21 protein-coding genes, 1 riboswitch and 1 other annotated feature are annotated in these 25,672 nt (G+C 29.9%); of the genes, 16 read left to right on the plus strand and 5 right to left on the minus strand.

The genetic code is table 11. The features are described 5' to 3' along the window. The first annotated feature begins 17 nt into the window (after positions 1-17). Together J418_RS0111900 and J418_RS0111905 are read left to right on the plus strand one after the other, a co-directional pair. On the plus strand, positions 18-794 hold the full coding sequence (locus J418_RS0111900) for a TatD family hydrolase (protein ID WP_017895670.1): 777 nt from the start codon (positions 18-20) through the stop codon (positions 792-794). 226 nt (positions 795-1,020) lie between these two features. Then, entirely contained in the window at positions 1,021-2,070 is a 1,050-nt protein-coding gene (locus tag J418_RS0111905) for a 3D domain-containing protein (RefSeq protein ID WP_017751708.1), read from the plus strand. Between the two features lie 24 nt (positions 2,071-2,094). Here J418_RS0111905 and J418_RS0111910 read toward each other — a convergent pair whose 3' ends face one another. Beyond that, entirely contained in the window at positions 2,095-3,024 is a 930-nt protein-coding gene (locus J418_RS0111910) for a response regulator (RefSeq protein ID WP_017751709.1), read from the minus strand. 4 nt (positions 3,025-3,028) lie between these two features. Beyond that, a complete protein-coding gene (locus tag J418_RS0111915) occupies positions 3,029-4,159 on the minus strand; it encodes an ATP-binding protein (protein ID WP_017895671.1) in 1,131 nt (376 codons plus the stop codon). 468 nt (positions 4,160-4,627) lie between these two features. Between J418_RS0111915 and J418_RS0111920 the strand changes: the two genes are divergently transcribed. The 7 genes from J418_RS0111920 to J418_RS0111950 all read left to right on the plus strand — a co-directional run bounded on the left by J418_RS0111920 (position 4,628) and on the right by J418_RS0111950 (position 10,843). Continuing rightward, a complete protein-coding gene (locus J418_RS0111920; protein WP_017895672.1) occupies positions 4,628-5,905 on the plus strand; it encodes a cation:dicarboxylate symporter family transporter in 1,278 nt (425 codons plus the stop codon). A 146-nt stretch (positions 5,906-6,051) separates the two neighbouring features. Beyond that, a complete protein-coding gene (rnmV, locus tag J418_RS0111925) occupies positions 6,052-6,585 on the plus strand; it encodes a ribonuclease M5 (RefSeq protein WP_017751712.1) in 534 nt (177 codons plus the stop codon). A gap of 23 nt (positions 6,586-6,608) precedes the next feature. Beyond that, positions 6,609-7,445, plus strand: a complete 837-nt coding sequence (gene rsmA, locus J418_RS0111930; protein ID WP_017751713.1) for a 16S rRNA (adenine(1518)-N(6)/adenine(1519)-N(6))-dimethyltransferase RsmA — start codon at positions 6,609-6,611, stop codon at positions 7,443-7,445. A gap of 67 nt (positions 7,446-7,512) precedes the next feature. Further along, positions 7,513-8,865: a DUF7922 domain-containing protein gene (locus J418_RS0111935; RefSeq protein ID WP_017895673.1), complete on the plus strand. Its 1,353-nt coding sequence runs from the start codon at positions 7,513-7,515 to the stop codon at positions 8,863-8,865. Position 8,866: 1 nt separating this feature from the next. Further along, a complete protein-coding gene (locus J418_RS0111940) occupies positions 8,867-9,451 on the plus strand; it encodes a PsbP-related protein (RefSeq protein ID WP_017895674.1) in 585 nt (194 codons plus the stop codon). A gap of 167 nt (positions 9,452-9,618) precedes the next feature. Further along, on the plus strand, positions 9,619-10,476 hold the full coding sequence (locus tag J418_RS0111945; protein ID WP_017751716.1) for an Mrp/NBP35 family ATP-binding protein: 858 nt from the start codon (positions 9,619-9,621) through the stop codon (positions 10,474-10,476). 175 nt (positions 10,477-10,651) lie between these two features. Further along, on the plus strand, positions 10,652-10,843 hold the full coding sequence (locus tag J418_RS0111950; protein WP_017751717.1) for a ferredoxin: 192 nt from the start codon (positions 10,652-10,654) through the stop codon (positions 10,841-10,843). Positions 10,844-10,902: 59 nt separating this feature from the next. Here J418_RS0111950 and thiT read toward each other — a convergent pair whose 3' ends face one another. Next, positions 10,903-11,526 (minus strand): energy-coupled thiamine transporter ThiT, encoded by a 624-nt coding sequence (thiT, locus tag J418_RS0111955; protein ID WP_017751718.1) that lies wholly within the window; start codon positions 11,524-11,526, stop codon positions 10,903-10,905. Positions 11,527-11,578: 52 nt separating this feature from the next. Then, positions 11,579-11,674, minus strand: a riboswitch (TPP riboswitch). A gap of 27 nt (positions 11,675-11,701) precedes the next feature. Next, positions 11,702-11,893: a hypothetical protein gene (locus J418_RS0111960; protein ID WP_017751719.1), complete on the minus strand. Its 192-nt coding sequence runs from the start codon at positions 11,891-11,893 to the stop codon at positions 11,702-11,704. A gap of 279 nt (positions 11,894-12,172) precedes the next feature. On the opposite strand from J418_RS0111960, the gene nrdD reads away from it, so the two are divergent. From nrdD to J418_RS0111975, 3 genes are read left to right on the plus strand one after another with little or no spacing between them, the layout of a single operon-like run. Beyond that, positions 12,173-14,281, plus strand: a complete 2,109-nt coding sequence (gene nrdD / locus J418_RS0111965; protein ID WP_017751720.1) for an anaerobic ribonucleoside-triphosphate reductase — start codon at positions 12,173-12,175, stop codon at positions 14,279-14,281. 27 nt (positions 14,282-14,308) lie between these two features. Next, positions 14,309-14,815: an anaerobic ribonucleoside-triphosphate reductase activating protein gene (gene nrdG, locus J418_RS0111970; RefSeq protein WP_017751721.1), complete on the plus strand. Its 507-nt coding sequence runs from the start codon at positions 14,309-14,311 to the stop codon at positions 14,813-14,815. A gap of 49 nt (positions 14,816-14,864) precedes the next feature. Continuing rightward, positions 14,865-15,230 (plus strand): ArsR/SmtB family transcription factor, encoded by a 366-nt coding sequence (locus tag J418_RS0111975; RefSeq protein WP_017751722.1) that lies wholly within the window; start codon positions 14,865-14,867, stop codon positions 15,228-15,230. Positions 15,231-15,265: 35 nt separating this feature from the next. On the opposite strand, the gene J418_RS0111980 is transcribed toward J418_RS0111975, so the two are convergent. Next, complete coding sequence (locus J418_RS0111980; RefSeq protein ID WP_017895675.1) at positions 15,266-15,901, minus strand: MBL fold metallo-hydrolase; 636 nt, start codon at positions 15,899-15,901, stop codon at positions 15,266-15,268. Between the two features lie 142 nt (positions 15,902-16,043). Then, positions 16,044-16,271, plus strand: a binding site (T-box leader). A gap of 54 nt (positions 16,272-16,325) precedes the next feature. Here J418_RS0111980 and ileS point away from each other — a divergent pair. From ileS to J418_RS0112000, 4 genes are all read left to right on the plus strand, one after another. Then, on the plus strand, positions 16,326-19,433 hold the full coding sequence (gene ileS / locus J418_RS0111985; protein WP_017751724.1) for an isoleucine--tRNA ligase: 3,108 nt from the start codon (positions 16,326-16,328) through the stop codon (positions 19,431-19,433). 175 nt (positions 19,434-19,608) lie between these two features. Continuing rightward, positions 19,609-20,604 (plus strand): LacI family DNA-binding transcriptional regulator, encoded by a 996-nt coding sequence (locus J418_RS0111990; RefSeq protein ID WP_017751725.1) that lies wholly within the window; start codon positions 19,609-19,611, stop codon positions 20,602-20,604. Between the two features lie 62 nt (positions 20,605-20,666). After that, on the plus strand, positions 20,667-21,272 hold the full coding sequence (locus tag J418_RS0111995; RefSeq protein ID WP_017751726.1) for a DedA family protein: 606 nt from the start codon (positions 20,667-20,669) through the stop codon (positions 21,270-21,272). 193 nt (positions 21,273-21,465) lie between these two features. Continuing rightward, complete coding sequence (locus tag J418_RS0112000) at positions 21,466-25,572, plus strand: AAA domain-containing protein (protein ID WP_017895676.1); 4,107 nt, start codon at positions 21,466-21,468, stop codon at positions 25,570-25,572. Positions 25,573-25,672 lie beyond the last annotated feature (100 nt).

Raw genomic sequence — 25,672 nt, forward strand, 5'->3', positions numbered from 1 at the left:
AAAGGAGAGAATTTAAAATGGATTTTGATATATTTGATGCTCATGCACATTATGATGATGAGCAATTTGACCAAGACAGGGAAATCATAATAGAAGAACTTGTAAAAGATAGAATTGTAGGAGTGTTGAATTGTGGCGCATCAATAGAAGGATCAAGGGCTTCTGTGGAGCTTTCAAAAAAGCATGATATATTTTATGCAGCTGTAGGCATACATCCAGAATATGCAGATAAATTTTCAGAGGATACAGTTACAGAACTCAAAAATTTGTCTAGAATGCCTAAAGTTAGGGCTATTGGTGAAATAGGACTTGATTATTACTATAAAGAGAATCCACCTAGAGATATCCAAAAAAAAGCTTTTACAAGACAAATGGAACTTGCTGAAGAGTTGAATCTTCCAGTAATTATTCATGATAGGGATGCTCATGGAGATACCCTTGAAATAATAAAGCAATTTAACAGTGTTAAAGGTGAGATACATTGTTTTTCTGGAAGTGTTGAATTTGCTAGAGAGTGCGTTAAACTTGGGTATTATATCGGTTTTACAGGAGTGGTAACTTTTAAAAATGCAAAGAAAGTAGTTGATGTGGCAAAAGAAGTTCCACTTGATAGAATTTTAGTTGAAACTGACTGTCCCTATATGGCACCGACTCCCTTTAGAGGTAATAGAAACAGATCTGAATACATAAAATTTATAATAGAAAAGATAGCTGAAATAAGACAAATAAGTGCAGAAGAATTGAGTAGTATAACTATTGCCAACAATAAAAAATTACTTGGAATAAAATCATGATATTCATCATATATATATAGTAATTTAGTTATAATATTTTCCATCCGAAAGTATTTTCTTTATAGGATTTATAAGGCTGTTAATAAAGTCAATTTGGAATCATAATAATATTTTATTAGTTTATGCATAGAATGCATTTAACAGCCTATTAGAGCGATTATTTGACAGAAATTAAGCTTGCCGTTATAATATTGTGTATCGCTCTTGCCCAGAGGAGGTATTTTTTATGATGGGAAAGTTAAGGACATACGTAAACAAATATTTTTCCAATGGTCCTAAGACATCAGCAGTTATTATAGCGGTTTTAGTTATAATATTGACTGCAGTAATTTTTAATATGAGAAAGACAATAACTATTTCAGTAGATGGCACAGACAAGAAAATAACTACTTTCAGCAGTAACTATGGAAAAATATTGAATGATAACAAAATTAAGGTAGGGCCTAAAGATAAAGTAACACCTAGTCTAAATAGCAAAGTTTACAACAACGGAAAATTATATATTAAAAGAGCAGTAAAATTGGAAGTTGCTGTTGACGGAAGAAAGGTACACATATATTCTGCAGAAGATGATGTTTTTCATATGTTGGAAGCAGAAAAAATTAAATTGAGAAGTTTGGACAGAGTATCTCCAAGTGGAGATTTACCATTAAAAAATGGATTGAAAGTATCTGTGACTAGGATTGACAGTAAGGAAGTAAGGACAAATAAATCTATAAAATATGAAACAGTTGTTAAAGATGATGCTGATATCCAGCTTGGTAGTAAAAAAGTTATTCAGGAAGGTAGAAATGGAGAAAAAGAGACTGTAACAAGAATTATATATGAAAATGGAAAGGAAACCGCCAGGAAGGTTATAAGAGAAGTAGTCAAGAAACAGCCTGTACAAAAGGTTGTTGCAATGGGTACTTTATCAGCAGATGCAGTATCTTATACCCCTTCAAGAGGAGGTAATTTTTCATATGCTAAATCTCTACAGATGAGATCAACTGCATATACTGCAGATTATGAAAGTACAGGTAAGGGACCTGGGGATCCGGGATTTGGCATAACAGCTACAGGTACCGTAGCTAGAAGAAGTAATGTTAGTTCTGTAGCAGTTGATCCAAGAGTAATACCATTAGGCACAAGGTTGTATATAGACGGTTATGGTTATGCTATAGCTGAAGATACTGGCGGTGCCATTAAGGGAAATAGACTGGATCTGTTTTTCAACTCCAGTTCAGAAGCAAACAACTGGGGAGTAAAAATGGTTAATGTATATTTCATTGAATAGGAGTTTAAACTCCTATTTTTTTTATTAAATATTTTTACTGCTTTTTTTAGCTTCCATATAAAATACTTTTACAAATTTTTTTGTATTTATACGTATGTGAGACATGGAACTATGAATTTCATTTTGTAGTTCAAGCATTCTTTTGCGTACTTCTGTAAAATCAAAAAACTTAGATGAGTATTCCTCGAATTTAGTATTAGAGTAATCTGTAAGCCCAAGAGAAGCTATATAACTTAAACTCTGGAATATTGCTCTTCTTACCCTTTGTTCTGAAGCTTTGAATTCTTTTTGTAAGTTTTCTTTTGTGTAAGAACCGCCAAGTCGTTTTATTGCTGTATTCGTAAATAGATCTTTTAAAGAGGGAAAATCCTTTTTAAAAGAGTTTTCTCTATAATAATCTGAAAGATATTGAAGTATGTCAATAATATCATTACTTCCGTTTTCACTTATCATACCAAGATCTGTTAATATAAATTCTCCACATTCGATAATATTTTTCTGTACAGTAGATTTTTTATCTATTTTTTTAGATTTTTCAAGACCGAGTATGCTTATAGTTTTCTGAATGTCTTTTATAGATCTTTGAAGTTTGATATTATTCGATACCTTTTCTATTACTTTTATTACTTCCAGTCTATTAATTGGTTTTGTAATGTAGTATTCTATATTAAGAGAATATGCATCACCTATTATCTTTTTATCTTCTACTTGTGAAAGCATTATAATTTTAAAATCAAAAGATGGTCCTAAATCCTGTACTGTTTGAATCCCATCTTTAATAGGCATAAGCAAGTCTATGATAAGAATATCCACTTTTTTAAAAGTCAGAATATCTGTATTTATATAAGAGCCATCCTCAGATTCTCCTACTACTTTTCCAAGATCATAATCTTCAATAATTTCTTTTATCATGGAACGGACTACTTCATCATCGTCAACAATAAAAAAGTTCATTATATCATCCTTTCTCAGATAAACTTTTAATAGGGAGTGTAATAATAAAAACTGTATTGTTTGCATTTACTTCACTTTTTAATTCTATAGTACCATTTAGTTCTTCTACTAATTTTTTGATATATGGAAGCCCCATACCAGTAGAAGGAGTACCATACATATCATATTTAGTAGTATAGCCAGCTTTAAAAATCAAATTTCTCTTTTTATCAGGAATACCAATACCGTTGTCATGGACTTCAAATCTGATATAATTGTCGACTCTATAAATTATAATTTTTATCATTCCATTTTTGGATATAGATTCTATAGAATTGGATACCAAATTATTAATAAGTGATAAAGTTGTATAAATATGAATATGTTTTACAGGTGATTTAATGATAAGAAAAAATTTTATATTTTTACCTAATGAGTCTGCATATTTTTTATTGCTATTAATAATTATATTACCTATTTCTTTTATATCCATGTAATCTGTAGAATTTTCGCCGGAAATCATTTTGGAAATACCAGAATATATTCTTTGATTATCTTTTTTTATGTCATGTACTTCTCCAGCAATAACAAGTAATTTTTTAGATAATTCATCTATATTTATATTTAAATCTTTACTTTGTATTTTTCTATATAAATTATAACAGTTTCTAGTTATATTTTCTGCATTTTGAAGGGATTTTTTTAATTCTATAGATTCCTCATACAAATTGGATATTAAAAAAATCATATGAGCATTTTGTGTTTGTTGATGATCTATTTCCTGTTCGGTTTTCTGTAATTTGATCATGCTAAAAATTCCAAGAACAAAAATACTTCTTATGAGAGCTATGAGTATTATTTTGCCTAGTATTATTCCATTAATAGTATCTGATAATATAAAATGTCTGAATACAAGTTCAACTGTACTTGAGCATATTTCTATAAGAGTAGATAAACCTATTATTATAGGCAAATGGCTTTGAAATCTCTTTACTTTTATTAAATAAAACAGAAGGGAGTAAGTAAAATAATAGAAAAATGTAGATAAATGTGTTGAAAAAGAAATAATAAATTCAAAATTATTATTTGAAATTAAATCAACAAATATTCTAAAGGATACTACAACTATGCCTACTATAAATGTAGGTAAAATCATGGGCATCCTATGTGTAAATAATAACCAGAAGAAAAATATTGGAGTACCTAAGCTTATACGAAAACTATCGTGAAAAGGGAAAAATTTAAATTCACCTAATACAGGTACTAATAATATAAAAAGGACTATTATGTAAAAATTCTTTTTCGACAATAATTCACATCTCCCAATTTAAAATGGTATATTTAATCTATATAAAAGAATATCAGAAATCTGGTAAATATACTATAATATTTAAGAATTTATAGGTAAAAAAATATAATTAAGTGTATTGTCATAAAAATAGATATATCGTTAAGAATTTCTTAACAATATATCTATTTTGTTATTAAAGTTAGAAAGTACATTGTAGTTTTATGTAGATTAATATAGATAAGGATATATTATAAATATAAAGTAAGATAATGTTGGTTTCAATATATAGAAGTATAAAACAGATATTTTAAATTATTAATGAGGTGGAATAGAATGAAAAAATTTAAATGCGGTTTGGCAGTACAGATAGTTATCGGTCTGATACTGGGTATTGTAGTAGGAAGTGTTTTTTATGGTAATCCAGCTGTTGCAACCTATCTTGAACCTATAGGTCAGATTTTCCTGAACCTTATTAAGATGATAGTCATACCTATTGTCTTTTCATCATTGGTAGTTGGAGTTGCAGGTGTAGGAAACATTAAAAAATTAGGAAAATTAGGCGGTAAAACTATTATATATTTTGAACTTATAACTACTATTGCTATTTTTATAGGAATTGGATCCGCTAATATATTTCATCCTGGAAGTGGCGTAAATATTCATGAACTTTCAAAGGTAAGTATTAAAAGTTATGTGAATACTGTACAGAATACACATCACAGTTTGGCAGATACATTTATAAATATTGTTCCTAGTAATTTCTTTGAGGCACTTTCTACAGGAAATTTACTTCCTATTATATTTTTCTCTGTTATGTTTGGATTGGGTATAGCAGCTATAGGTAAAAAAGGTAAAATCGTAATTGAGGTCTGTCAGGGTGTGGCGGATGCCATGTTCTGGATGACGAATCAAATTATGAAGACTGCTCCAATTGGTGTATTTGCTCTAATTGGAGTTACAATATCAAAATTTGGTATTTCGTCTTTAATTCCATTGGTAAAATTGATTATTACTACATATGGTACAATGGCATTTTTCATAGTAGTTATATTAGGTATAGTATCCAAAATAGCAGGTACAAGCATTTTTAAAATGTTTAAAATTTTAAAAGATGAAATTATTCTTGCTTACACTACTGCAAGTTCTGAAGCGGTATTACCAAAGCTTATGGAGAAAATGGAGAAATTCGGATGTCCAAAGGCTATTACATCCTTTGTTATTCCTACAGGATATTCTTTTAATCTGGATGGATCTACATTGTATCAATCCATAGCAGCCTTATTTATTGCACAGATGTATGGGATTCATATGTCTTTCCCAGCACAAATTAATTTAATAATAGTATTGCTTGTAGCTTCTAAAGGTATGGCAGGAGTTCCTGGAGCATCTTTTGTAGTTTTACTTGCGACTTTAGGTTCTGTAGGCATACCAATAGAAGGAGTTGCATTTATTGCAGGTATAGATCGTATTCTTGATATGGCAAGAACTGTAGTAAATATTATTGGTAATTCTCTAGCTGCAGTAGCTATATCAAAATGGGAAGGTAAATACAATGCTGTAAAAGGTGATGAATATATTCAAAATTTAAATTCAATAGAGGAAATAGCATAAAAGTATATTCTTGTGTATAAAAAGGTAGTCTGGAGTTTATATAGCTCAAGGCTGTTTTTTTATTATGAATAATTGAGAAATACATAGTAAAAGTTATAATTTATGATAAAATAAAGCTATTATATTCTATAAATTATGGAGGATTTATGATTAAAGAAATTATTGTAGTTGAGGGTAGAGATGATGTAACAGCTGTAAAAATGGCAGTTGATGCAGAGCTTATAGCAGTAGGTGGATTTGGAATAAATAAAAAGGTAATAGATAAAATAAAAGAGGCTCAAAAAAGACGTGGGGTTATAGTACTTACAGATCCTGATTTTGCAGGAGAAAAAATCAGAAGAATTATTTCAAAACGCGTAAAAAATATAAAACATGCATATATATCCCAGGAAGATGGTATGCGTGATGGAGATATAGGAGTAGAAAATGCATCCCCTGAAGTTATAAGAAAAGCACTTGAAAATGCAAAGTATGAAGAAAAAGAAGAAAGACATGAATTTGATATAAATGACATGATATTTTTTGAACTTACAGGAGATAAAAAAGCTAAATGTAGAAGGGATAAACTTGGAAAAAAATTAGGTATAGGATATGCTAATGCAGCACAATTCTTAAATAGGCTAAATAATTATGGAATTACAAAAGAAGAGTTTAAGAAGGCTTTAAATGAATTAAAATAATATATGTATATAAGGAGATTTATATGGAGAAGTTTTCTACCAAGGATATTGTTTATAAATACAAATTTAAATTTTCAAAAAATCTAGGACAAAATTTTCTAATAGATGATTCGGTATTGGAGGATATAATATGTGCAGCAGATATCTCAAATGGCGATTTGGTTATAGAGATAGGGCCAGGAGTTGGAACCCTTACTAGGGAACTCTTAAACAGGGCTAATAAGGTATGTGCAATAGAGCTGGATTCAGGATTGATACCCATACTTCAAGAAGAATTAAAGGACTTTCCTAATTTTGAACTAATACATGGAGATGCATTAAAAACAGATTTCAATAAATTGATTGGTGATTATAGTGAAGTAAAATTTGTAGCCAATCTTCCATACTATGTAACTACACCTATAATATCAAAAATTTTAACTGAAGATTATAAATTTAAATCTTTAACTATAATGATACAGAAGGAAGTAGGAGAGAGAATAGCGGCTAAGCCTGATTGTAAACAATATGGTGCTCTGTCTATTTTAGTTCAATATTATTGTGATGTATCTGTAATCAGAAAAGTAACTCCAGATGCATTTATTCCGAGTCCCAAGGTAGATTCTATTGTAATAAAGCTAGATAGGCTGAGTGAACCTAAAATAGTGTTGAAAGATAAAAAATTATTTTTTAAAATAGTAAGGTTGGCTTTTAATATGAGAAGAAAAACTTTATGGAACGCATTGAAACCATTGAAAATTTCCAAAGTAGATATGGAACTTGCCTTTGAAAGATCAAGTATTGATCCAAGGAGAAGAGGAGAGACTCTTTCTATAAAGGAATTTGGTAAATTATCTGACTCCATACACGAATTATTGTAATTAATTGTTCACTTTTTGGAAGTTGCCTCATATATTATAATGAATAAAATATATGGAGGTATAGAAGTTGGCGCAAAAAAAGAGTTATAGTAGATATTTTATAATATTGCAGGAAGATGAAAAAGGATACTCTTTAGCTTCTGATAAAATTGCTTCAGGATATGCCAAGTTAGAAACTAAAAATGATAAGTGCAAAGTATCTTATTACGTACAGAATCTAAAAAAAGATAAAACACCTTATTACATGATACTTATATGCAATAAAAACGATGCGAAGAAGATAATTAATGTTGGAGAAATGAACATAGATGATTATGGCAGAGCTGATGTTAGCTATGAATATCCGATAAATAATGTATCAGGTAGTGGAATAGGCATAGATAAAGTATCTGGAGCGGCTATTGTCAGACTTTTAGATGGAAATATAATAGCTGTAATGAGTGGATTTGCAAGTATGGATATACCTGATTGGCAGTCGTTTGATGTTTCAGAAAATAAAAATAAAAAAGCTGAGGGCCAAAAGCCAAAACCAGTAAAACAATCAGATAAAAAGACAGACAATAAAGATAACTCTGGTGTTAAAAAAGAAGTTGAAAAAGCTAAGGATACTAAAAAGGACAAGAATGCTAAAGATGATAAGGATACAAATAAGAAAACTGTAAAAGACAATAAGAAAGATGACAAAAAAGATAGTCAAAAGGATAAAGCTAAACTATCCAATAATAAAAGTATATTTGATGAATATGAGGAAAATATAGAATTGAAGAAAAAAGAAATTAATCCAGAAAAGATGGATAATATTAAAGATGATAAACCAAAACAGAGATTGGATAAAGAGTCTAGTTTATCAAATAAAATTTCTGATTTAGTTGAAGATGAGAAGATGGAAAAACTACAGGAAATCAAAAATATAAATGAAGATGAGTCTAATGATGATAAAATTTATATAGATAATTCAGCTGTAAAAGTTTCACAGAAGAATTATAGAGGACATAATAGGAAATCAAAACATGATTTCTTTGGCTTGCTTGTAAAAGGATTTAAGGAAGTTTCAGATGTAACTGGAGAATTAAAAAGATGTAAATGGTATAAGGTACCCGCAACATCAATAAATAGTCTTCAAAATACTAGAGATCATAATAAATACACATTCGTATATTGTCCTATGATGCCATATTATAAGTATATAGAAGAGAATTGTCATATTTTATTTGGATATAAATATGATAAGAATGGAAATGTTAAATATATGCTTTATGGAATACCTGGAACAAAAAGTAGAAAAGACCAGCCTTATGAAGGCAGATCTGGATTTGTTACATGGGTACCCTCTTACAGGGGTAAAGATAAATCCGGTTACTGGATAATGTTTTATGACTTTAAAACTGGAACTATACAAATACCTATAAAGAAAAAGTAATATGAAATCAACAACTTTAAATAAAAGAAATCTGGGCGTTACTATAATTATAATAGGACTTATAATTATACTATTTATATTTGGCAATAGTTTTCAGAAGAGATTAAGGTATACGGTATTAATCCAAAATAATATAAGTTCTCTATCAGAATATAGTGAATTAAATGGTAAATTAAAATATAAACTCCCGTCAAAATGGCATGTGAAAAGGCAGGATATATTTGGAAGGGATATAATATGCCATACAGATTTTATAAGTGATGATAATAAAGTAATCGGTTTTTTTGAAACATGGAACTTTAAAGGTAATCTCAAAGAGTTTCTAATAAACAGCAAGCTAATATCCGATAAGCAAAATCTTTATAAGACGTATTCTTTGAATAGTATAAGTATTGGACAAAAAAATGGATATCTATTAAAATATACTATTACTAAACCAGTAGGAGATAGTTATGTTTGTAATGAGTATTTTATAAAAGATGGAGATAGATTTTATAGATTTTCATTCTTTATGAGACAAAGTGATTTTAAGGATGATATGGAAACTATATTTAAAGCTATAGTGGAAACCCTTAGGTATGATTGAACAATGCTTTCCCTTCAAGTTTGTTATTGAAAGGGAATTTTTTTTATTAAATTATGTTATAATATTGAGAGAGATTTTTAAATATCATGATATTTAAAATCATATAAAAATTAGTATTATACGAATATTAGAAATTAGTCATAATGAAGAAGGGAAGTAATAATAAAATGAGTAATTGTAATACCTGCCCAAGTAATTCCAAGTGTGGCGAGGAAAATAAGAATAAATGCTCCAAACTAATTCCAAGATTTGGAAATATAAAACATATAATAGGCGTCATGAGCGGAAAAGGCGGAGTGGGCAAATCGACAATAACCGGTACCCTTGCCATAAAATTAGCGCACAAAGGATATAAAGTTGGAGTACTAGACGGAGATATAACTGGACCATCCATGCCCAGATTTTTTGGAATAAATACTAAAAGAGCTAATATAGCTCAAGTAGAAGGTACACAAGATGTAAAATTTTCTACTGTAAATACAAAATTAGGAGTAAAGGTTATCTCATTGAATCTTTTGACGGAAAAAGAGGAACAGCCGGTTATATGGAGGGGACCTGTTATTACTGGAGTATTGACACAAATGTATTCAGATACTCAGTGGGGAGAATTGGATTATCTTTTAATAGATATGCCTCCTGGAACAGGTGATATAGCACTTACTATAATGCAGGAAGTACCTCTTGAAGGTATAGTTATTGTTTCAACACCGCAGGATATGGTATCAATGATAGTTAAAAAAGTAGTTATAATGGCTGAAAAGATGAATATAAATATAATTGGAGCTGTAGAAAATCTCTCATATGTTAAATGTGAAAAATGTGGCGAAAAAATAAGATTATTTAGTAAAAAGTCTGCTAGGGAACAGGCTGCGTATTTAGGATTACCTCTTCTTGCTGAATTACCTATGGATCTAGAATTGGCGGATAGTATGGAAGATGGAAATGTAGAAGATTACATATGTAATTCAGTTGATTATAATACTTTAATTGAGAATTTTATGGATAGCTTAAATAAAAATAGATAAAGTATTTAAAGCTGAAATGAATATTAACATCCTAATTGGTCAATAATTATTAATGTATAGTATGTTGTGAGTTGTCGAATTAAGTCTTTTTATATATCAATATAAATGAAGATTAAAATCGAAAAATTGCATATTTTTCTATGTAAAACTTTATTGAGGAGAGGATGTGATATTTGTGGAAGCAGAAGTTGATAAGGATGTCTGTATAGGATGTGGCATGTGCCCAAGTGTATGTCCAGATGTGTTCACTATGGAGGATGACGGAAAAGCTGGTACATTGGTAAGTGAAATTCCAAATACATCTGAAGATTCAGCAAGGGAAGCAAGGGATGGATGTCCTGTGGATGCTATATCTATAAATGAGTAATTATTGATATAAAAAACTGTACGCAAATAATTATGTACAGTTTTTTATTTTATGATTATTTAATAAGTTCCCTTTAAAATACTTTCAATACGTTTAAGTGGTAATAAAGCAACTATAACCAAGCATATAATACCTTCAATCAACATAAAAATACCATTCACAGATAATGAATAAATTATAGGAGACATGCCTTTTGGAGCAAAACTTCCGAAAAATAATACCCCTGATATAAAGTGACATATAAATCGTCCTAAAATAGCAGCCAAAGTTCCCAGTAATTTATAATTTTTAAAATATCCTGCAATACCAAGCATCATAAAAGGAAGAGGATAGTCGAATATAACTTGTACAGGTTGAAGTATATATGGATCTAATATTAAATTTATAATACCATATAGAAAACCTGTAAGAAAACCTAGTTCTGGACCATAAAAAAAGGCTATAAGCAATATAGGTATCATACTTCCCAGAGTTATGTTTCCACCTTGTGGCAAATGATACAATCTAAATATTTCTAATATAGTAGCAAGTGCCAATGCAATTCCTATATGAGTTATTATGTGAGTATTAAATTCTACCTTTTTTATTTTAGTAATAAACAAAATAAAAATTATCAAAGCTATGAGTGTAAATATTGCGCTCGGATGTGATATTATTTCTACAAAATTTTTTGATAATGACATGGGAATCCCCCTTTATATTTTAGAGGTACATAAAAAGAGGAAAGTTTTCCATAAAAACCACAATTAGCTTCCCTACGCTGGTATTATCCAGATCAGGTAAAGGGTTAATGTATATTTCTCAGCTTTAAAAGCACCCCTAGCATCAAAATTATTATAGTATATCCATATAAATAATTCAACAAATTGGAGGACTTGATATATTAGTATGACCTCTTCCAGTCATATTTGTATTAGATAGTTCTATGTTAATATTATCTCCTGTTTTAAAGTTACAGGGAAGATAAGAAGTTGATATATTTACAGTTGAACCGTCACAAAAGGCTACTGTGGCTTCTGTATTACTTGAATCTATTATTTTTCCCATCATAGATATATTACTCCTTTAAATTTCACGTAAAATATGTTTTCGGTTTTTAATTGTAGTATAATATTTAAGCATGCTCTTAAATTTATTTTGTGAAACCTTAAAAAAATTATTCTATGAATTTTAATATTATAATTCAGACCAAATTGGAGAATTTTTATAGTAATCCAGTAAAAATAGGCTTAATGTAAAATAAGCACTAAAGATAGGAATTGATATTTATAAAGGTAAATAGTATAATTACATGGGTACGCAATATATAGTGGTTTGGAGGAATATTATATGCTACATGTTGTAAAAAGAGATGGAAGAAAAGTAGAATTTAATTCTATTAAGATAACTAATGCTATAAAAGGGGCATCAGATGAAATAGGCTTTGAGCTAAAAGAAAGTGAATTTATTGATTTAACTCAAAAAATTACCGAACATATAGAAAGTTTGAATTTGAAGGAAATAAAAGTAGAAGATATACAAAATATAGTTGAAGAAGTACTTATAAGTAAAGAATATAGAACGATCGGACAAGCTTATTCCAATTATAGAAGAGACAGGAATAATATAAGAGAAATAAAATCTGATCTTATGAAAGCTATAGATAAAATAGGTATTGAGACAGATAGGGATAATGCAAATGTTGGTAATAATTATAGCTCAAAGCTTTTAAGAATAGCAAGCGAATCAAATAAGTGGCATAATCTGGCTACCATGCCTAAATATTTAGCCAAGGCACATGAAAACGGAGATGTATACTATCACGATCTTGATTCCTATAACTTAAGCATTAATTGTCTGCACATACCTACAAAAGAGGTATTGTTGAATGGATTCAATACAGGATATGGTAATATAAGAAAGCCAAAGAGAATAGGATCTGCCGCTGAATTATCATGTATATTATTACAATCATCACAAAATGATATGTTTGGTGGACAATCTCATCCGGATTTTGACAATGACATGGCTGTGTTTATTGAACCTACAAGGAAGGAAATAATAAATGATCTAAAAGAGATAGGAATAGATGACAATAACATGGAAGAAATATCCAATAGGAAATTAAGAAAAAATGTAGAACAATCAATGCAGGGTATAATATACAACTTGAATACTATGCACTCAAGAGCAGGTTCCCAAGTACCATTCAGCTCTATTAATTTGGGTATTCCAAGGTCAAGAGATGCGGCTTTGGTATGTGAAGTATTTTTAACTGAGTATGAGAAAGGACTTGGACAGGGAGAACAGCCCGTATTTCCTAATATAATATTTAGAGTAAAAGATGGGGTAAACAAAAAGCAGGGAGATCCTTATTACTATTTGTTTAAAATTGCCTGCAGGGTAGCGGCAAGGAGAATGAATCCTACTTTTATGAACATGGATGCAGATTTCAATAAATTTTATTATGACCAGGGAATAGTCCCATCTACTATGGGATGCAGAACATATGTATGTTCAAATGTAAATGGACAGGCCGGACCAAAGGGTAGAGGCAATATAGCTCCAACTACAATTAACTTACCACGAATAGGTATTTTAGCTAAAGGGAATATAAATAAATTTTTTAGACTTCTTGATGATAGATTGGATCTTTCAAGAGAATCCCTAATGCATAGATACGATACACTTAAGAAGTTAAAGGTTAAAGATCTTCCCTTTGTTGCAGGTCAGGGACTTATGAAGGGTTCTGAAAATTTAGGTGAAGAGGATTCTATAGAGCCTATATTAAAACAGGGAACATGGGGTATAGGATTTATTGGACTTGCAGAGACTTTAGTTGCTCTTACAGGAAAACATCATGGACAAAGTAAAGAATCAAGAGAACTTGGTTTTAAAATTATATCTTATATCAGAAATTATACAGATAAGTTGACAGAAGATACTCATTTGAATTGGAGCTGTTATGCCACACCAGCAGAAGGTCTAAGTGGCAAGTTCATAGTCAAGGATAAAAAGATATTTGGAGAAATAGAAGGAGTTACAGATAAAGATTATTATACTAATTCATATCATGTACCCGTAAATTATGCCATATCCATAAAAGACAAAATTGATATAGAAGCGCCATATCATAAATTATGTAATGGAGGGCATATAAGTTATATTGAGCTTGATGATTATCCATCAGAACAGACAATTTATGATATAATAAACTATGCATATACCAATACTAATATAAGCTATATAGGAATAAATTTTCACATAAGATATTGTAGAAAGTGTGGTACTTATCTTCATGGAGAGGATAAATGTCCGAAGTGTGGCAGTAGTGACATTCAGGGAATATCAAGAGTTACGGGATACCTTTCATTAGATGAGAGATTCGGAGAAGGAAAAGTAGCAGAAAGAAAAGATAGAATATCACAGGCTTCTGGAAAGCATGTTTATAACGTATAATACAAATATTGAAAACAGGTGATGGATATGGAGCATAACAAAGTGAGGTTATCAGGTATAGCTTATGAGAGCCTGGTAAATGGACCTGGGCTTAGAAGGGTATATTTTGCTCAAGGCTGTGGACACAATTGCCGCGGCTGCTTTAATCCATCTACTCATTCTTTTTATGATGGAGAATTGAGAGACATAGATATGTTGGTTGAAGATATAAAATTAAATCCTATGATACATGGCGTAACATTTTCAGGTGGTGATCCATTTTATCAGGCAGAATCTTTTTCATATATGGCAAATAAAATTAAAACCCTTGGATTGAACATATGGTGCTATACAGGATATAAAATTGAGTATATACTAGATAATAAGGTTGAATATGGTCTAGAACTTCTAAAAAATATAGATGTGCTTGTAGATGGAAAATTTGATGAAGATAAAAAGGTTGCTTCACTTAAATTTAGAGGTTCTAGTAATCAGAGAATTATAGATGTAAAAGCAAGTATTCATTCAAGAAATATAGTTCTAATTGATATCTAAACATAATATTATATGGAATAGTTAATACTTTATATAGGGAAGTGATATTATGAGTGATGATTCTAAAATAGAAGTGTGTGATTGTTATGAAGTTCATGATAAACTTATAGATTGTGTAAAAAAGACGATGCTTGATGAAGATACATTCGTTAAATTATCCTCTCTCTTTAAAGTCCTGGGGGATTATACCAGAATAAAAATTATATATGCTTTGTTTAAAACGGAATTATGTGTTTGTGACATTGCAGAAGTGCTTAATATGAGTCAATCTGCTATATCACATCAACTCAGGATATTGAAGTCAGCACGCCTTGTTAAATTCAGAAGAGCTGGAAAGCTTGTATATTATTCCTTGGATGACGAACATATAAATCAATTGTTTAATGCTGGTTTAGAGCATGTAGTTATAGGATAAAAAACTGCCTCAAAATAAATTTTGAGACAGCTTTTTTATTTGTAATCTAGTATTTTTACATCTTTATATTGATTTTTACAATCATCAGATAGGTTTAAATAATTTTTATCAATATATTTTCCACTTTTAATATATTTGAGAAAAGTTTCTAATCCATCTAATTCAAATGATAAATCAGGTGTTTTATAATGCATTGGAATTATAATATGAGGATTTATTAGTTTTGCTACTTCAGCAGCTTCTTTTCCATCTATAGTAAAATTACCGCCTACAGGTATAAATAGTACATCTATTGATTTAAGATTATTAATTTCTTCTTTGGATAATATGTAACCTAGATCTCCTAGATGACATAGTCTATATCCATCCATCTCAATTATAAAAATTATGTTTTTACCTCTTTTTGCACCTTTTACTTTATCATGATAGGAAGGAAATCCTTTTATTGAGATATTTTGAAAATTAAAATCACCTGTTTTATCTATTATATTTGGACATGTTATTTTTTGTGTGTAGTCGTGATCAAAATGATGATGACTTATAGTAACTGCGTCTACATTACCACTAAATACCTTATATCCAGTTGAATCATCAAAAGGATCGGTTAAAACTTTTATGTTGTTTGAATCTTCCAGTATAAAACTAGAATGACCAAGCCACGTTATTTTCATAAAATCATCTCCTAGTTTAATATTAAGAACATTATAACATTATATTTAGATATTTATTGTAAAAAATAGTATAAAAATATTTGACAATAAAAAATGTCTATAATATAATTAAGTCGATTACGTAAAATAGTATAGTTGAATATTGAAAGTTTTGAACAGGAAGAGTATTTAAATCGTGTTACTGAAAGAGAGCGAAGTATAGGTGAAAATTCGCAGGAGGATTTAAAGAAAATCACCTGGGAGCTAAAGAACTGAAATAATTATTAATTTAGTAGGTTTTTTCGTATTTCCACGTTAAGGAGTAAAATGTATTTGTATTTTTTGAAATTTACACATAGGTGGTAAAGCGAATATCAACTTCGTCCTATTTATAGGATGAAGTTTTTTTATTTAAGATATTGTAGGCTATAGAAAGGAGTTAATTATGTATAATAAGATTGATAACTCTAAAAGTTTTATTGACAGGGAAAAAGATGTAGTGGACTTTTGGAAAAAAAATAAAATTATTGAAAAGAATTTTGAACTAAATAAAGATGGTAAGTATTTTACTTTTTATGATGGACCACCAACTGCTAATGGTAATCCGCATATAGGTCATGTTCTAACTAGAGTCATGAAAGACTTTATAATAAGATATAAGGTAATGAAGGGCTATAATGTTTTAAGAAAAGCAGGATGGGATACACATGGACTTCCAGTTGAACTTGAAGTGGAAAAAAGTCTTGGAATATCAGGAAAACCACAGATAGAAGAATATGGAGTTGAAAGTTTTATAAAAAAGTGTAAGGATAGTGTATTTACTTATATAAGTGAATGGAAGGAGATGTCTGATAGAATAGGATTCTGGGTTGACATGGATAATCCTTATGTTACTTATCATAATGACTATATAGAATCAGAATGGTGGGCTTTAAAGCAGATATGGGATAAAGGCCTTTTGTATAAAGGATACAAAGTTGTACCATATTGCCCAAGATGCGGAACAGCACTTTCATCACATGAAGTATCTCAAGGATATAAAGATGTAAAGGAAACATCAGTTTATGTTAAGTTTAAACTAAAAGATTCAGATAAGTATATGCTTGCATGGACTACAACTCCGTGGACTCTTCCAAACAATATGGCACTTGCAATAAATAAAACTTATGATTATGTAGAAGTAATAAATAAAGGCCAGCACCTTATATTGGCAGAATCTCTTTTAGGAAAATTGGAAGAAGAATATGAAGTAGTAAGAAAGTTCAAGGGAGAAGAGCTTTTAGGATTGGAATATGAGCCAATGTTTAATTTTGTAAAATATGAAGGAAAGGCTCATTATGTTATACATGGAGACTATGTTACTCTTACGGATGGTACGGGAATTGTTCATACAGCACCTGCATTTGGTGAAGATGACAGCAATATATGTAAAGAGTATGATATACCAGTTGTAAATTCTGTAGATACTCAAGGAAGATACAAAGATGAGGTTACCCCATGGAAAGGTTTGTTTGTCAAGGATGCAGACCCTAAAATAATAAAATATTTAGAAGAAAACAATATTTTATATAAATCCGAAAAATTCACTCATTCATATCCATTTTGCTGGAGATGTGATACGCCGCTTCTATACTATCCAAGAGACACCTGGTTTATAAAAATGTCTTCCATGAGAGATAAACTAGTTGATAATACTAACAGTACCAATTGGTATCCAGATAACATAAGGACAGGAAGGTTTGGAAAATTCGTAGAGGGTGCTATAGATTGGGGACTCAGCAGGGAGAGATACTGGGGTACACCACTTCCAATCTGGGAATGTGAATGTGGCCATAAGGAATGTATTGGAAGTATTGAAGAACTTAAGGAAAAGGGAATAAATGTACCTGAGAATATAGAACTTCATAAGCCATACATAGATAATGTTAAATTGAAGTGCCCGCACTGCGGCAAAGAAATGAAGAGAGTAACTGAGGTAATAGATTGTTGGTTTGATTCAGGGTCAATGCCATTTGCACAACATCATTACCCTTTTGAAAACAAAGAATTGTTTGAAGAAAATTTCCCTGCTCAATATATAACAGAGGCAGTAGATCAAACAAGAGGATGGTTTTATACTCTTATGTCAATATCTACAATCTTATTTCATAGAAGTCCATTTGAAAACTGTATGGTATTAGGTCATGTTTTAGATAAACATGGACTTAAAATGTCAAAGCACAAGGGAAATGTATTGAGTCCAACTGTAGTTTTGAATAATGAAGGAGCAGATGCTACAAGATGGTATTTTTATACTTCAAGTGCACCATGGCTTCCATCAAGGTTTTATGAAGAAGCAGTTCAGGATACTCAAAGAAAATTTTTGGGAACCTTTTGGAATGTATATTCATTTTATGTGTTATATGCTGATTTAGATAATTTTAACCCGTTGGATTATAAAGATTTTAAATCTGAGAATATAATGGATAAGTGGATATTATCAAGATTGAATTCACTTATAAAAGAGACAGAGAAGCATTTAGACAAATATGAAGTAACTCAAGCTGCCATAAATATAGGAGAATTTGTAGATAGCCTTTCTAATTGGTATGTAAGAGTTAACAGGGCAAGATTCTGGAATTCTAAATTGGATACTGACAAAATAAGTGCATATGTAACACTTTATAAAGTGTTAACTACTTTAAGTATGATAGCAGCACCATTTGTACCATTTATGACAGAGGAAATTTATCAAAATTTAGTAGTAAAATTAGATAAAGATGCTCCTGAGAGTGTACACTTGTGTAGATGGCCTGAATATGATGAAACTGTTGTAGATAAAACTCTGGAAGATGATATGTCAGAAGCATATAGAATAGTTAAGCTTGGAAGAAGTGCCAGAAATACAGCTAATATAAAGAACAGACAGCCACTTTCAGAAATGCTTGTAAGTTCCAAGACTCTTCAAGATTATTATGGAAATATAATAAGAGAAGAACTCAATATAAAGAAGGTAGAATTTGATGCAGATCTATCAAAGTATGTTAATTTTGATATAAAACCAAATCTTCCTGTATTGGGTAAAAAATATGGAAGATTTATACCGGAAATCAGAAAACAAATATCTTCATTGGATCAAATGGAGCTTTCAAAGAAGATAAAAGCAGGTGAATCTGTTTATCTTGATATAAATGGACAAAAAATAGAATTGAATTCTGATAATTTACTTATTACAATGCAGGGATTAGAGGGATTTGCATTTGCAGGTGAGGGCACTATAGGTATAGTACTTGAGACAACTATAACGGAAGAACTTAAAGAAGAAGGAAATTTGAGAGAAATATTAAGTAAAGTACAAAACTTGAGAAAAGAAAGTGGTTTTGAAGTTGCAGATACTATAAAATTATATGTTTCAGGTAATACTTATCTTGAAGATATAGTTAAAAAATTTGAACAGCAAATTAAGCGGGAAACACTTGCATGTGAAATTCTGTATAATCAAAATTTTAATTACAATGATTACAAGATAAATGGAGAAGATTTTAAAATTGCAGTAGAGTTATTAAAAAAATAAGTTTGATAAGTTTTATTTATAAAATCAAGGTTATAGTCATATGGATGAATTTGTGTGATTATAACCTTTATGTAGATAATTTTTGTAGTATATGTCAATATAATAAAATTAACTTGTAATAGTTACAATTTACAAGTATAATTATTAAAAGAAAACGTATCGGTAGGTGAAAAAAATGGCAGCATCAATTAAAGATGTAGCTAAAGAGGCAGGTGTTTCTATAGCTACAGTTTCAAGGGTATTAAACGATGTAGACGTTGTAAATGAGGAAACTAAGCGAAAAGTATTAGAAGCTATAGATAAGCTTGGCTATAGGCCGAATATAATAGCTAGAAGCCTTAAAACACAAAGAACCAAAACTATAGGGATAATAATACCTGATATATCAAATCAATTTTACCCTGAGATAGTGAGAGGGGCTGAAGATGTAGCGAACATATATGACTATAATATAATGCTTTGCAATACGGATTTGGACTTTGAAAAAGAAATGGAATACCTTAGAGTTCTCAAAGAAAAAATGGTAGATGGAGTTCTGTATATGAGTGCATCACTAGAACCAGCTATATTGAAGTTAATAAAACAACTTCAACTTACCATGGTATTAGTGGAGACTGCAAATGATAATGAGGATATACCAAGTGTTACTATTGACAATAAAAAAGCAGCTTATGATGGAGTCAATTATTTAATTGAAAGAGGTAATAAAAAAATAGCTTATATAGGTGCTCATGAGGATGAAGAAAATGCCAGTGCAGTTAGATATATAGGATATAAGGAAGCTCTAAAGGACAATAACTTTAGTATTGATGATAATATTACTTGTTTTGGAGGCCTAAAAGCTAAAGATGGATATGATGGCATGAATCAAATACTGGATAAGCAGAGTATAGATTCAGTATTTTGCTGTAGTGATGAACTTGCTATGGGGACTATAAATGCACTTAGAGACCGCAATATAAGAGTTCCGGAAGATGTAGATGTAATAGGATTTGGAAATATATATTCAGCATCTGTATTCTATCCAAAGATAACTACAGTAGCTCAACCTATGTATGATATGGGTTCGGTAGGTATGAGAATGCTAATAAAGCTTATAAACAAACAAAAAGTTGAAAATACAAAATATGTATTAAATCATGAATTGATTAAGAGGGATTCATGTAAATAACGAAGAATATTTCTGGAATAATATATATAACAAAGGGGTAAACTATTAAGAAAGGGAAATTTATGGTAGAGAGATTAATAGATTTGGTTGTTCTTGTATTGGATAAAACGGGGTATGTAGGTGTATTTATAGCCATGGCTCTTGAAAGTGCATGTATTCCAATACCTAGCGAGGCTATTCTACCTTTTGGAGGTTATTTGAGCTATTTAGGAAGGCTAAGTATAATTCCTGTTGTGATTTTTGGAACATTAGGAGGAACTGTAGGTTCTTGTGTAGCTTACTATATAGGAAAAATTGGTGGAAGGCCTCTGGTAGAAAAATATGCAGATAAACTTAGGTTATCTAAATCACATATACAAAAAAGTGATGATTATTTTAATAAATATGGTGAAAGAATAGTATTTTTTTCTAGATTATTGCCTATAATTAGAACATTTATATCACTTCCTGCAGGAATAAGTAAGATGAATTTTAAAAAATTTGTTGTATATACCTTAATAGGTTCTACTTTATGGAGTGTTATTTTAGGTTTTGCAGGATACAAAATGGGAGAAAATTGGATAACCATACGTGAATGGTTTCATTTTGCAGATGTAGCTTTAGTTGTTATAGTGATTGCATTTGTAGTTTACAAGATACTTACCAAATTTAAAAAGTCAAAAGTGTAATTAAAAACTATACATAAATTAAAGGAATTTTGTACATTGAATTATATTTAATGTACAAAATTCTTTTTTTTTGTCTAACGGTTTTTTTGTAAATCATATATTTCCATGGTATAATTTAACATAAAAGTAAGTATATTAATAAGTTGAATGGATTAATTATCGGTGCCTTACATATGAAAAAGGAGGATATTATATGCATGAAAGAGAAAAGATAGAGAATATATTTTCTTATCTGTTAAGTTTAAAGAATTTGAATGAGAAGACTATAAAGGATGTATATGATTACGAAAGAGTGTACTGGGAAGAAAAGTTTTTAAATTTATCTGGGTGTATTATAAACAAAAATTCTGCAAATGATTCTTGGATAGAAATAAATGAAAAATCCGCATATATGTATGATGAATTCTTTAAATTATATCAGGAAAGTGAAAAAAGAGGAGAAAACTTTGAGATAATATGTGGATCTGGACTTATATGCTGGGAAGTAGATAATGAAAAAATTAGATACCCACTTCTTGAAACAAGGATGAGAATAGAATTTAATAACTTAAAAAAGACATTTGCCTTAGTACCTTCAGGGAAGACTAAATTTCAGAGTTCAATATTTGAAGATATTCAAAAACTAAATATAAATAGTATATTAGATTTGGAAGACAAGATAAATAATATGAATTTGGATCCTAGAGTTAAAGAGGATGCTAAGATGGCATTTTCAAATATAATAGCATGCATAAGTAAAAATGGGAAAATAGAAGATGGATATTTTTCAAAGGATAAAGTTAAATTTTATAATTTCCCTGTAATATATAATACTTTTGTAATATTTGTTAGGAAAAACAATATGAGATTATGGCAGGTTGAGATTAATAATATATTAAAAAAGGTAAGAGAAGGATATCCTATACCTGAAACTATCAAGGCCTTAGTTCAAGAAAACAATGACAATCAACAAAAGGCGAATAAGGGAGAAGATATGAATGAATGGAAAAAGGTGTCACAAGATGTACTTTTCCCACTTCCTGCAAACTCAGAACAAAAAGAGATAATAAAGAGAATATCAGAAAATTATGGAGTAGTGATGCAGGGACCTCCCGGGACTGGAAAAAGTCAAACTATAGTGAATTTAGTATGTCATTTGCTTGCTCATGGAAAAAGGATATTGGTTACAAGCCAGACGGATAGGGCACTTAGAGTACTTATCAAAAAAATACCTGAGAATATAAGACCTCTTTGTATAAGTCTCCTTGGAAATGATGCGGAATCATTTAAAGAGCTTAGTGATTCAGTAAGACAAATAACCAACAATTTATCTTTAGATCCTAAAAACATGCATAATGATGCGGAGTTGTTAAGAGAGCAGCTAAAGTCCTGCATAGAAAACCAAAAGATTCTGTATAGAAAACTAAAAGAAGTACAAGCATTGGAAAATGAGACTATAAATTATGATAGCAAAAAGTATACCATGGTAGATATTGCAAAGTGGGTAAATAAAAATTCAAACAGGTATTCATGGATTGAAGACGATGTTAATATAAAAAATGATATGCCAATTTCAAATCAACAATTTGATTTGCTTACGGGTTTATTAGGTGAAGTGGATAAAGAACAAAAATTAAGATTTGATAGTATAAAGAGTGTTTTGGATAAGTTTCCTGAAAATGAGAAGGTATATTCTACTATATCCAATTATAAAAAATTGAAAGCAGACAATAAAAAAGCTATAGAGAACTTAAAAGATTGGTATATACCATATAAGCATAATTGCAATTATGATGAACTTTTAAAAGCTATTTATGATTGTAGAGATAATATAATTAAACTCAAGGGTAGTATGTGGGAGGATATTTTTAAAAGTTATCATCAGAATGAGGCTACCAGGCAGGTATTTAAAGATGTATATTATAAGTCTTCAAATTTGTTATTGATGCTTACTAAAATTTCAAATGATTTAAGAAACCATAAAGTAGAATTGCCAGAAGAGAGTATAGATAAATTTACTAAAGGATTTGAAATTGTATATAGAGCATTAGATGAAAAGAAAAAGATAGGCAGACTATTTAAAATTGTTCATCCAGAATGTGGATATATATTTTCCAAGTGCACTATAGATGATAGACCACTTTCAAATATGGACCAGGCATTTGTTATAAAATTATTTCTTCAGAAAAGGGACATATTAAGAAAGTTAAAGAATGTATGGATTAATACTATGAAAGATTATGGATTTCAAAATAAGAATTTTAGTAAAAATGATATAAATATATTGGATATACAAGAAAACTTTAAAAAGTTAAAACTTATTGTTGAGTGGAATCAGAAGTATAAAGTAAATATATTAGCTAATATTGGTAAGATAGTTTTTCCTAAATCAATAGATTTATATGACATAAAAACTTATGATTATTTGATAGAATGTGTAAATAGTATGAAAAATGTTGATGAGTACAATGAGGCCAAAGTATATTTGAATACTATTAAAAAATTGATGCGCTCAATTGATAATGATGTAAATAATCAATTAGAATCAGGTAATATATCCGAGAAACTTGCGGAAAAGCTATCTACAGAGTTAAAGAATATAAAAGAAGTAAATCATAAGATATCGTTAATTAATGATTTGACGAAAAAATTGTCAAGAATATGTCCTAATACTACTCGAAAAATAGTTAAATATTGGGATCAATCAAAAAATATGTATAAGAGTTTTGAAAAGGCATGGCAATGGTCCCAATGGAACAATCTTTTAAATAAGATAGGTTCACTGAATCCAGAAAAGATTGAACAAAAATTGGAGAGAGAAAAAGCAAGAGAAAAACTTATAATAAAAGAATTAGTAGCCAAGAGTACATGGTACAATCAGATAGTTAACACAAAAGAAAGCCAAAAGAGAAGTTTGTTTTCATGGATGCAGGCAGTAAAAAGAATTGGCAAAGGTAGAGGAAAAATGGTATCAAAGTATAGAAAAATAGCTCAAAACGAGATGGAAAAGTGTAAAGAAGTTATTCCTGTATGGATCATGCCTTTAAATAGAGTAATTGAAAATATAAAATTAAATGATAATTTGTTTGATGTAATAATATTTGACGAAAGTAGTCAGAGTGATATATTTTCACTATGTGGACTTATGAGAGCTAAACGTGCAGTTATAGTAGGAGATGATAAGCAAATAAGCCCTGAAGTTATAGGTGTTGATCAAAAATTAGTATCAAGTCTGATAGAAAAATATCTTAAGGATATACCTGATAGACAGTGGTTTGATCTTCAAACAAGTCTCTATGATACTGCACTTAGAGTATTTCCTAATAGATTGATGCTAAAGGAGCATTTTAGATGCGTACCTGAGATAATAAGATTTAGTAATGATATTGTTTACTCAGGAGATATAAAACCATTGAGATATCCAAGTTTGAGGGAAACTTTCAATCCTCCTATAAATGCTATTAAGGTAGATGGTAAAAGGGATACTAGAAAACCTATAAATAATATAGAGGCGGAAGCTATAGCAGATAAAATAACAGAATGTTGTAAAAACAAAAAATATAATGGTATGAGTATGGGGGTTATATCACTTTTAGGAGAAGCTCAGGGAAATTTGATAGAAACTATTTTAAGAAGAAAAATTGGAGTAAAGGAAATGATAAATAGGAGAATAGTATGTGGAGATGCCTATTCTTTTCAAGGAGATGAAAGAGATGTAATGTTTTTGTCCATGGTAATTTCAAATAATGTCAAATTTGCACCACTTTCCAGGGACAATGATATGAGAAGATTTAATGTAGCTGCAAGTAGGGCTAGAAATCAGATGTGGCTTTTTTATTCAGTTAATTTGGAAGATTTGAGCGAGGAGTGCATAAGATACTCATTGTTGAATTATTGCTTGAATTATAACAAGTATAGTATTCATAAGAAAAATTTAGGACAAGTATTTCAATCTGATTTTCAAAAAGATGTATATACAATTATAAAGAATGCAGGATATAGAGTAAAACCTCAAATAAAGATAGGAAAATACAATATAGACTTTATGATAGAGGGTTCTAGAAATAGAGTTGCTATTATATGTGATGGAGACGAATTGGAGGAAAAATATAACTTTAAGGAAAATATAGAAAGACAGCTTGACCTTGAAAGGGTTGGATGGACATTTTTAAGAATTAGAGGTAGTGAATTTTATCTAAAATCGGAAACTGTTATGAATAAGATATTTAACAAGCTGGACAGTATTGGAATAAAAAGATATAGGGCCCAGATTAATTCTTCTAACAGCAGTGAAGAGACCAAAAATCTTAAGGCCGTATAGTTTCACAACTTATATATAATAGACATATATTATAATATGCTTTAATAATTAGGAAGTTCACAAGCAATAATTAGACCAGCTAGTAAAAGTCAATAGAAAT

The sequence above is a fragment of the Clostridium tyrobutyricum DSM 2637 = ATCC 25755 = JCM 11008 genome (genome assembly GCF_000359585.1).
Classification (GTDB): domain Bacteria; phylum Bacillota; class Clostridia; order Clostridiales; family Clostridiaceae; genus Clostridium_B; species Clostridium_B tyrobutyricum.

Bases quoted from the DNA above. Each gene is read 5' to 3' on its own strand.
- J418_RS0111995 (WP_017751726.1), top strand. From the start codon at position 20,667: ATGGTAGAGAGATTAATAGATTTGGTTGTTCTTGTATTGGATAAAACG.
- ileS (WP_017751724.1), top strand. From the start codon at position 16,326: ATGTATAATAAGATTGATAACTCTAAAAGTTTTATTGACAGGGAAAAA.
- J418_RS0111990 (WP_017751725.1), top strand. From the start codon at position 19,609: ATGGCAGCATCAATTAAAGATGTAGCTAAAGAGGCAGGTGTTTCTATA.
- rnmV (WP_017751712.1), top strand. From the start codon at position 6,052: ATGATTAAAGAAATTATTGTAGTTGAGGGTAGAGATGATGTAACAGCT.
- nrdG (WP_017751721.1), top strand. From the start codon at position 14,309: ATGGAGCATAACAAAGTGAGGTTATCAGGTATAGCTTATGAGAGCCTG.
- J418_RS0111905 (WP_017751708.1), top strand. From the start codon at position 1,021: ATGATGGGAAAGTTAAGGACATACGTAAACAAATATTTTTCCAATGGT.
- J418_RS0112000 (WP_017895676.1), top strand. From the start codon at position 21,466: ATGCATGAAAGAGAAAAGATAGAGAATATATTTTCTTATCTGTTAAGT.
- J418_RS0111900 (WP_017895670.1), top strand. From the start codon at position 18: ATGGATTTTGATATATTTGATGCTCATGCACATTATGATGATGAGCAA.
- J418_RS0111920 (WP_017895672.1), top strand. From the start codon at position 4,628: ATGAAAAAATTTAAATGCGGTTTGGCAGTACAGATAGTTATCGGTCTG.
- J418_RS0111980 (WP_017895675.1), bottom strand. From the start codon at position 15,901: ATGAAAATAACGTGGCTTGGTCATTCTAGTTTTATACTGGAAGATTCA.
- J418_RS0111960 (WP_017751719.1), bottom strand. From the start codon at position 11,893: ATGATGGGAAAAATAATAGATTCAAGTAATACAGAAGCCACAGTAGCC.
- J418_RS0111915 (WP_017895671.1), bottom strand. From the start codon at position 4,159: ATGATTTTACCTACATTTATAGTAGGCATAGTTGTAGTATCCTTTAGA.
- J418_RS0111945 (WP_017751716.1), top strand. From the start codon at position 9,619: ATGAGTAATTGTAATACCTGCCCAAGTAATTCCAAGTGTGGCGAGGAA.
- J418_RS0111940 (WP_017895674.1), top strand. From the start codon at position 8,867: ATGAAATCAACAACTTTAAATAAAAGAAATCTGGGCGTTACTATAATT.
- nrdD (WP_017751720.1), top strand. From the start codon at position 12,173: ATGCTACATGTTGTAAAAAGAGATGGAAGAAAAGTAGAATTTAATTCT.
- J418_RS0111975 (WP_017751722.1), top strand. From the start codon at position 14,865: ATGAGTGATGATTCTAAAATAGAAGTGTGTGATTGTTATGAAGTTCAT.
- rsmA (WP_017751713.1), top strand. From the start codon at position 6,609: ATGGAGAAGTTTTCTACCAAGGATATTGTTTATAAATACAAATTTAAA.
- J418_RS0111910 (WP_017751709.1), bottom strand. From the start codon at position 3,024: ATGAACTTTTTTATTGTTGACGATGATGAAGTAGTCCGTTCCATGATA.
- thiT (WP_017751718.1), bottom strand. From the start codon at position 11,526: ATGTCATTATCAAAAAATTTTGTAGAAATAATATCACATCCGAGCGCA.